The following is an 8,547-nucleotide window of genomic DNA, read 5'->3' as shown; positions in this document are numbered from 1 at the left end:
CGATCACGAGATCGTTCCTTACGGCGGCGTCGCGGTAAGCGGCCACCTCCTCCGGGGGTGAATCGGCATCCAGCGGGCACCATGCGGCCCGGTAGCCCCATTTGCGGTGGGCCTCCACCCAGCTTTCCGGGTTGGTGTACTTGCCGAACACGGTTCCCCCGAGACGCAGCCGCACATTCGCGCCGGAAACCCTGCCCGGTATGGCGGCTCCTGCCGAGATTACCGCGGCTGCTCCGATTCTGGCGAAGTCTCTGCGGCTGATACTTTTGCTTTGACGGTTCATGGCGGAGATCCAGCGGAAGAGGAGGTCTGAAAAACGAAAAATTGTCACATATGGACTAATACTAACTGCTTGGAGCTTCCGGGAAAAGTAAAACACAAAACTTTTTATCCGCAGTATCGCAGAGAATGGTTCGTCTCAAGCACAAATCCAGCGCGAAAAGACTTGCAAAAAATAATCGTGTATGGTTTAATCTGGTAACGGAACCCCGCCCGATTAAAAATCAATGGCTGAAACATGGGGATGCAAACGTGTCTGAAAATAAATCGGAAAGAAGAAGGCGCGAGCGAAAGACCAAAGAGGTGCAGGCGGAACTGTACCTTGAATCAAGCGTTTTCAAGGCACGGACAGTGGATGTCTCCGACGAAGGCGTCCGGCTGGAGCTGAACAAACCGATCCGCTTTCACATCCGGATCAGGATCGGGGATAAGCTGGTCAGCCGAACAGCGGTAATGGTCTGGTCCGACGATGCAAAGGCGAAGGCCGGACTGTATTACGGGTTCAAGTACGTAAAGTAAAACCGGCTGACTGCTGGTTTCCGGTGGTGTTTCGCGATTGGAAACGAGTAGTTGCGGTTTGTGAAACTTCCCGATCTGCAGGCAGCTGCTAATCGCGTTTCGGGCAGGAAACTCTCCAGCTCCTCAGCAAATCCGCTTGTTGTCTCCGCATGATGTCTGTCCCCGATCGGGTCGTTGAAATCCCCGCTGTCAGGCCCGCGGTTATCGCCGGTGAGGAACAGAAACTGGTTGTGGCCAGAGGTGGCGCGTCCGGATAATTTCCCTGAAATTTCCCCATCTTATATTTAGTAGGTAAACATGGTAAAAGGTGTAATGTTATCGTGATGGGAGAGTACGGCGATCGTAAATACAAAAAGCGGCAAACCCGCGACAGGCGCGGGAATGCCGCTTGAGAACTGGCGGAGGGCGAGGGACTCGAACCCCCATGGGTGTTACCCCGGCTGATTTCAAGTTCCGATTAGGGAAGAGTGAAAATCACATCAGATACAAGCGCGGCGCACGTTTGGCCAATTTAATGTCCGCGCATTGTATAAGCAGCAAATGCCGTATGTGTCGTATGGGTTGAATGCGCTTTGGCAAGAAATGGGCAAAGAGGGCAGGGGACCGCCCCCCGCCTCAGGGGGACTGAGAGTCGACCAGATATAGAAAATGCTTTATGGCGGGCGAGCGGGTAGAGTAGGTGGCTATGTTAGATAAAAAGAATGCTTTCCCTGGAGAGGAGAGGCAGTTAGCCCCCCCGCCCAATGGAAAGGCCCCCGGATGGCAAAAGAGAACTCATCTCGTGCCCTGTTCAGGAAGAGGTTGCGGCAAAGGATTACGGGATAAAGCGGGAACAAAAAATACCATTAAAGGACTTTGCTTTAGGGGATTATTGGGAACTTCACGCCAGCAAAAAGAAAAGCGCGGACGATATACGCTTCTATCCTATACTTGGTCGTAGGAGCATATCCTTTACCAACTCTTGAGTTCTCTCATTATTAGTGGTATCGTTCTTGGGGGCAGGTCAATGTGCGTTCCCACTCTGCATTATATCTCCACCTCTCGTAATCACAGAATTGTCTGTTCGATTTTTGGTTGCTCTTTCGCCATAGACAATCTTACTTACTTGGAGAGCATGCCTGCCAAATCTCTCGCTTTTTTCGTAAGCGAAACTATCGCGCTTAAGACTGCAACCATCTTTTGAGCAACCAATGCAGCTTGTGCACCCGGCAACAACCAGAGTGCCACCTGAGCTAATATCTGTAAAAGCATAAAGGCTAACTGCAACCATGACATATCGTTAAAAATCTGGGCAATCAAGTCACTCAGAAGGCCAAGTGACGCAAGAGCCTTAACGAACTTAAGAATTGCTTCGAGTTTCTTTGCTATCGGTTTCTGTGCATCCATCAATACTTCCAGTAGCTTTTTCAATAGTTCAAATACACGGCGACTTCGCGTACGTAATACTTTGTTCCAAAGCTTTACCAAGTCAATTTTCGGGAAAACAACACCTAACAGCGCAAACAAAAATCCTACAACTTCAACAATGAGAGATGTTATGAGAATAATCTCAGCAGCAGTCAATTCGTCGGAGTCAGATGTATTAAGAACAATATCAGGAAGATGCTCAGGAGTATTCCAAATGAGTGTTGTCCCTACGAATTTATAAGTCCCATCGGCCGATAAATTTTTCTCAACAATTTCCTCAAGACCACTGCCGGGCTTCATGATTTTTTCTGTCGCTAATCGTGCTTTATCCACACCCATATGAATAAGACGGTTGAATTCACCATCAGTCAAATCTTTGCCTTTTAATTGTGCAAGGTTCTTACGAAGCCCTTTATACTGTAAGGGTAACGCGCGCTCAATCTCCTTCCAGACTTTTTTTGAAGGCATTTCAAATGGTTGAGCTTTAATTGAATCTTGTAGTTCTTCGCGTAATGAATCAAGCAAGGGTTTTAGCTGTTGGGAACCCTTTATGAGTAACTCAATATCATTTGACGTAGTATTCTCTAAATCCCTTAAGTCTACGCCATCGGGGAGTAATCCGTGATTGCGTTTTCTTTTAGGCATTGTAAAACTCCTTTTCAAAGGAATATTGGAGAATTATTTTGAACGAGTTAAAGCTCTTGAAATTAAATCCTTATATTTCTATGCTCCCAAGAGGAAGTAGCCAAACCACGCCTTGAGAAAAGTGCGTTTTAATCTCATATTACTAAATATTATTAATGCAACAACCAAGCACAGTCAAGTTAATATGCTTTATATATCTTTAAAACGTTCATTTGTTTAAATATTTTCATAACATATATACCAAACATTAAATATATATAAAATGCATCAAGCTTTTAATCTTAAGTGACCTGCCCCCAAGAACGATACCACTAGTAATGAGAGGACTCAAGAGTTTGTAAGGCATGGGTAGGATTATTCTCCTTTACGTTTAAAGTTGAGATTATAGTCTCTGGAGCAGGTCAATGTTTTCGCCACTGAACTTACGGACGCTGGAGCCGTTATCAGGGACGTTCAGGCTTTACTCGATCATAGCAGCGTCACGATGACAGAACGCTACGCAGCGCCCGCAAGAGGGGCCAGAGTACTTAAACTTCAACGCCGTGTAGGGTGAATAAAGAAAGCCCCCTGGATCAATCCAAGGGGCCATCTTTAGGCTTGCGTTTGTCAAGGAATGGGCAGTTTGAAGCCGTTCCCCGTCTAACTAAACTGCCAAGTGATAAGCGCAAACCCTTGTTAATAATGGCGGAGGGCGAGGGACTCGAACCCCCATGGGTGTTACCCCGGCTGATTTCAAGTCAGCTGCCTTACCAGTTAGGACTAGCCCTCCGGTTAAGCTATCCGCCTAAGGGAGTTCCTTGATAAAAACGTTGGCGAACTCCAGTAGATCTCCGTGATGCTGCAGGGCGATCGGGCCCGTGGGCGGCACGCCGGGCAGCAGGGCGTCGTCGATTACGGTCCGGCCGTTGAGCGCCACCGTCACCCGGTCGTCGATCATCGTGATGTGGAAGCGGTTCCACTGGCCGATCGGCCTGTCGGCGTTGAGAATCGGGGTCACCCCGGCGCGCACCGCCGGAGCCATGCTCTGGTCCAGACGGTAGCCGTAGAACTCGCCGCTGCCGATCGGCCAGTTCCAGATATTGATCTGGGCCTTGCTGCTGCCGCGAAGGTAGATGCCGCTGTCACCGGCGTCCATCACCGGCACCTTTTTCGGCTGACCCGTCTGCTCATCGATAATGTAGGAACCGTCGGGCAGAATCACCGGCACCGTGTCCACTACCGCCTCGCCGGGCTGCCGCCAGTCGACTATCAGCTCGAAATTACGGTAGCTTTTCTCGCTCCAGAGATTCTTTTCCTCGTGCGGCTCCGCCTCACTCTTGCCATCGTATTTAATCCGCCAGTTATCGGCGACCCAATGGCCCTCGTGGCCGGGGTTCTGCTTCCAGTTGCGCAAATCGAGGCCGGTGTAGAGGGCCTTGAAACCCTCGGCCCTGGTGGCTATCTCGGCCATCGGCGGATGAGAGCTGGGCAGTTCCATGATCTTCAGGTTGCGGAAATGGATCTCGCTGCCTTCGCTTTCCAGGCAGATATAACCCTTGCGCGGATCGCAGTCGTAGGCCCAGTTGACAACCTCACCGTTGACATACAGGGTCAGCGTACCGTTCCTGCTGATAACCTTGTAATGGTTCCACTCTCCGGCCGGGTTCATCGTGTCTTTTGCCGGCAGGGAGCGCTTGTTGCCGGGGCCGCGCGGGTGGAGCTTGTAGGGAGTCATGCTGGCGCCGTGGATCGAGAAGATGTCCCCGGCATTGCCGTCCATCACCTGGACCTCGATACTGCGAGTGAACGGCTGTCCGCGGGCGGGCAGGGCATCGGAGTGGACAAACAGCCCGGCGTTGCCGCCCTGTTTCATGTGGCGCCATTCCAGTTCCAGAACGTAGTTTTCGTACATCCTGTCCGTACGCAGCACCCCGGTCGGGATACCGGTGCAGATTATCATCCCGTCGCGGACCGTGAACGTTTCTTTGGCGCAGTTCACCTGCGCCCAGCCGCAAAGATCCTTACCGTTGAACAGGCTGATCCATTCGCCGGACTGCTCGGCTCCGGCCTGCGAAGCGCAGACGAAAATCAGGGCGGCGGCAAGGGAAGAAAGGACGGTGAATTTCAGGTTTCGCATCGGCAACGCTCCCGGAAGCTGAGATGGAAGAATAAGTCGCAAACTTTTGTAGTCAATATTTTAAACAAGATGGCGTACTTTGTCCAGACTTTGAAGAATTGTGTATCTGCGCGGCGAGCTCATAGCCTTGGCCAGATAAAAAGGGCCCGCTGAAAAACGGGCCCTTGCAACTGCGTTAATTGAATCCGTCACAAATGGTTCAGTTGCTGAAATAAAGTTTCTCGAACTCCGCCAGCAGTGAGCGAATCCTGGCCACGTGGGCCGGATCGACAGTCTGCTTGGCTTTCATCGCCGAGACCATGATCCCGTGCAGCAGCTCGAGCTTCTTGTGGTAATCCGCCTGGTCGGGCTTGATCCGCTGGGTCAGGAAATACCGGGAGCAGATAGTCTGGATCTCGGTGGCGTGTTTTTCCTTGTTCGTCACCCACCGGACAGCCTGCTGGGCGGCCAGGCTGACTTCGCTCTGGGTCTTGGCGGTGGCCGTGTTGTTCTTGATCTCGGTCATCGCCTTTTCGAGCGTGGTGCAGTGCTCCTCGATCATATGGACCCGCATGTGGTCGTCATAGATGCCGCAGGGGACCTCGCAATGGGCCATCAGGGCGCTGGAACCCGATACGGTCAAAACGGCCGCGACCGCAATCAACGAAAGGAAACGCATTGCATACCTCCGCTTCACTGGTACCTGGTGAAAAACCAAATAACCTATCTCAAAAGAAAATTACAATAGAATGTGATGAAAATCAAGGGATTGCGACTCTATGAGATTGATTGGCGTTTTAATACTGCATACCGAAGACTTGTTGCAGGGGACATCGCTTTGAGACAAGGAGGCAATAGCTGACCGGTCTTTTCATGGTTGATTAGAGGATACGATTTCATTCAGGATAGAGTCCCGCGGAAACAGCTCCAGCCCTTCATGGGCGATTTTCTTCGCACTGGAGTCATCGCCGGTAATGACGTACAGCTTTGCCAGGTTCTCGTAAATTCCGGGAAGTGTCTTTTTGGATTTCAGGGCCAGGCGGTAGGCGTTTTCCGCTTCTTTGAAGCGCCGGGTGATAAGATATAAATTCCCGAGGTTGAGTCTTGCATGGCTATTGTTCCGGTCCAGACTGATCGCTTTCTGAAAATCTTTTTCCGCCTCTTCCAGCTTGTTCAGTTTAATTTGCACGTTGGCGAGACTATACCAGGCGTCGCTGTTTTCGGGGTCCAGCTCGATGGATTCGAGATATGCTTTTTCAGCCTGGCGGTACATCCCGGCCATGGAATAAACATTGCCGATATTGAGTCGGATATTCAGGTTGTCCGGCTCAAGTCTGCCGGCTTTCTGGATCATGCGCATGGCGTGGTCCGGATTGCCCGATCTGGCGAGCAGCATGCCGTATTCCGCCAGCAGGAAAGCGTCGTCGGGGAACTGTTTTATCCCTTCGCGCAATACTTCCGTCGCCCTGTCGATCTCTCCCAGGTCTCCATAGAGATCGGCCAGTTCAGCCAGCACCACTTTCTCTTCCGGAGCCAGGTTGTAGGCCTCGCGGAAATGGCCCAGGGCTTCATCCGGCTGCTCCAGCGCCAGCAATATCCGGCCGCGCAGAAATTGCGCTTCCGGCGTCTGATAAAGACTTTCCCAGTGGCTGTCGAGCACGTAGAGGCCCTCAAGGAATTTTTTCGCCCAGAAAAGCACACGGGCCAGCTTGACAATCCCCAGCACCTCGTAGTCATCCGGGAGGTCCTGATAGACCGCCCGGATAATTTCAGTGACCCGTTCAGCGGATGCGGGATAGGAATTCCCGCCCGCATAGCCGGTGTCGATCATCCACTCGAGGATAAACAGGGCGATCCGCAGGTTGGTTTCCGGCCGTGGATGGATATGATCGATCAGCAGTTCCTGGCCGATCAGCCCGCCCGGTGAAAGGCGTCGAAACAAATCAGGCAGGTCGAGCAGGGGAGGGTCGTCGGCGCCGGCCATCTCCTCGCCGAGAATCCGGTGGACAGGGTGCTGGGCGCGCAGGGGACAGACATCGAGTTCACGCGCCAGGTGAAGATACCCGGCGGCGCTGGCTGTGTCGCCCGCGGCGAGACAGGCCCTGCCCAGCAGGAACCAGTTGTCGGCGTCCAGGGAATCCAGGCCGACGGCTCTGGTCAGCTTGCTGACAGCGTCAGCGGGTTGACCGGCGGCGAGATGGCTTCTGCTTTCCGAAATCAAAACGGACAGTTCAGCGGAGATATCAGGAGCCAGGTCGTCCGCTCCCTGGCTTTTAAACGGTGAAAAATCCTTGATATTGTCCACCGGATCCAGGAATACGACCGGCACGCCCGCCTGTTGGCACAGGGTTTTGATCCGCCGGATATTGAAGCGAAAATGCACGAATACGCCGTTTGCGAACAGGCTGTCGCGTTCGTAGAGGTCAAGCCCCGCGCTGCTGTCGAGCATGGTCCTGACCTCGGGAGCCAGGACTGACCGCTCCGGATCGAGGCTTACTTCAACGATCCCCGTGGAATGGACTGCTTTTTTCAGCAGACCGTAAATTTTTAAACCTGACAGGAGCTTGCGCATTTTGAACACCAGCGATGACTGACTCTGCAGGTTTCCGTAGGTGCGCGCCTCCAGAAATTCGTTGTGCCCGGTGTACACCACGAACAGGTCGGGTGAATAGCGGAGCAGCTCCTCGAGGATTAAACAGACCCTGTAACTGGCGTAACTTATTCCACCGGCGTTGATTACTTCGTAAGCTGCTCCTGAGCCGCCGTCATAATTGAGCAGCGTCCTCAGCCAGCCGCCGAACGAGGTCCGGTCGGCATATGGGCGGCCGTAGGTCGTGCTGCCGCCGAGGGTGAAGATGCGGAACGTGCCGGGGTTTTTTTCGAGTTTGAAATCCTGGGCGTTGAACAATGTGAGCTTGTCCGGCGAGGTTTTAAGCCGGGCAGTCCCGTCATCGGCGACATAACGGGTGAACAGCGGGTTAACCGCGGAAAAGCCGACGAAAGGGTCCTGGACCTGGACCTTCTGCGATTGAGCGGGAATCAGCCTGAGCGTCAACTCGACAAACACGATGCAAAACAGGCCGATCAAAAAAAGCAGCGCCTTTTGCCTCTGGGAGACTGCGGGGATTGCCTTTGGCTTCCCGCGCCCGCCGGATTCATTCTTAGCTGAGTTGTTCATTGTGCACTTCCCGCTATCAGGGGATCTCAATCTCCTGCCGGATACCTCTGCAGGCTTTCGAGATAGGCCTGGGGCACGCCGATGTCGAACCGGTCCCCGTCGATAACGTAGCCCAGGAAACCCTCCTCGGCCCTCATCACATCCAGCGCCAAGCTCAGGTCGAACTCGCCCTTGCGCCGCAGGTTGTCGGTGATATGCTCCTTGAGGATATCGAAAACCGTGGGGCCGAGGATATAGAGACCGAAAATCGTCAGGTACTCGTCATCGCCCAGGTTGTCCACCCGAAGGTTGGCGCGGGCGTAATCCGCCGATGGCTTTTCGGCGATCTCGGTGATATTCAGCAGACGGTTGTCTCCCGGCTCCCACAGGCCCGCCACCGTGCCGTACCGCCCGATCTCGCTCTCGTTGGTCACCCGCAGGCCGA

At 53.0% G+C, this 8,547-nt stretch carries 7 protein-coding genes, 1 tRNA gene and 1 pseudogene (1 of these 9 only partly in view); 2 read left to right on the top strand and 7 right to left on the bottom strand.

Going from position 1 to position 8,547, the window contains the following annotated elements; translation table 11 throughout:
• Positions 1 to 169, bottom strand: a pseudogene (locus tag FVQ81_15810) (TIM barrel protein) (it extends 674 nt beyond the left edge of the window).
• A 239-nt stretch (positions 170 to 408) separates the two neighbouring features.
• Between FVQ81_15810 and FVQ81_15805 the strand changes: the two are divergent.
• Positions 409 to 798 (top strand): PilZ domain-containing protein, encoded by a 390-nt coding sequence (locus tag FVQ81_15805; protein MBW7997997.1) that lies wholly within the window; start codon positions 409 to 411, stop codon positions 796 to 798.
• A 1,101-nt stretch (positions 799 to 1,899) separates the two neighbouring features.
• Here the strand turns inward: FVQ81_15805 and FVQ81_15800 are convergent.
• On the bottom strand, positions 1,900 to 2,850 hold the full coding sequence (locus tag FVQ81_15800; GenBank protein ID MBW7997996.1) for a hypothetical protein: 951 nt from the start codon (positions 2,848 to 2,850) through the stop codon (positions 1,900 to 1,902).
• Between the two features lie 391 nt (positions 2,851 to 3,241).
• On the opposite strand from FVQ81_15800, the gene FVQ81_15795 reads away from it, so the two are divergent.
• On the top strand, positions 3,242 to 3,403 hold the full coding sequence (locus FVQ81_15795; GenBank protein MBW7997995.1) for a site-specific integrase: 162 nt from the start codon (positions 3,242 to 3,244) through the stop codon (positions 3,401 to 3,403).
• Positions 3,404 to 3,532: 129 nt separating this feature from the next.
• On the opposite strand, the gene FVQ81_15790 is transcribed toward FVQ81_15795, so the two are convergent.
• The 5 genes from FVQ81_15790 to FVQ81_15770 form a co-directional block, all read right to left on the bottom strand.
• Positions 3,533 to 3,619: transfer RNA gene (locus FVQ81_15790), tRNA-Ser, on the bottom strand.
• 15 nt (positions 3,620 to 3,634) lie between these two features.
• Entirely contained in the window at positions 3,635 to 4,966 is a 1,332-nt protein-coding gene (locus FVQ81_15785; protein ID MBW7997994.1) for a DUF1080 domain-containing protein, read from the bottom strand.
• A 199-nt stretch (positions 4,967 to 5,165) separates the two neighbouring features.
• The gene (locus tag FVQ81_15780) at positions 5,166 to 5,624 is read right to left on the bottom strand and encodes a superoxide dismutase (protein MBW7997993.1); all 459 of its coding nucleotides are present in this window, start codon (positions 5,622 to 5,624) and stop codon (positions 5,166 to 5,168) included.
• Between the two features lie 192 nt (positions 5,625 to 5,816).
• Positions 5,817 to 8,123: a tetratricopeptide repeat protein gene (locus tag FVQ81_15775; protein ID MBW7997992.1), complete on the bottom strand. Its 2,307-nt coding sequence runs from the start codon at positions 8,121 to 8,123 to the stop codon at positions 5,817 to 5,819.
• A gap of 26 nt (positions 8,124 to 8,149) precedes the next feature.
• Positions 8,150 to 8,547: GHMP kinase (locus tag FVQ81_15770; protein MBW7997991.1), on the bottom strand; the 398-nt coding region annotated here is incomplete at its 5' end.

The sequence above is a fragment of the Candidatus Glassbacteria bacterium genome (genome assembly GCA_019456185.1).
Classification (GTDB): Bacteria; Gemmatimonadota; Glassbacteria; order GWA2-58-10; family GWA2-58-10; genus JAJRTS01.
This window is presented reverse-complemented; position numbering and strand designations above follow the sequence as displayed.

Excerpts from the sequence above, each read along its gene's own strand:
- FVQ81_15805 (MBW7997997.1), top strand. The coding sequence starts at position 409 with ATGGTTCGTCTCAAGCACAAATCCAGCGCGAAAAGACTTGCAAAAAAT.
- FVQ81_15800 (MBW7997996.1), bottom strand. The coding sequence starts at position 2,850 with ATGCCTAAAAGAAAACGCAATCACGGATTACTCCCCGATGGCGTAGAC.
- FVQ81_15785 (MBW7997994.1), bottom strand. The coding sequence starts at position 4,966 with ATGCGAAACCTGAAATTCACCGTCCTTTCTTCCCTTGCCGCCGCCCTG.
- FVQ81_15780 (MBW7997993.1), bottom strand. The coding sequence starts at position 5,624 with ATGCGTTTCCTTTCGTTGATTGCGGTCGCGGCCGTTTTGACCGTATCG.
- FVQ81_15775 (MBW7997992.1), bottom strand. The coding sequence starts at position 8,123 with ATGAACAACTCAGCTAAGAATGAATCCGGCGGGCGCGGGAAGCCAAAG.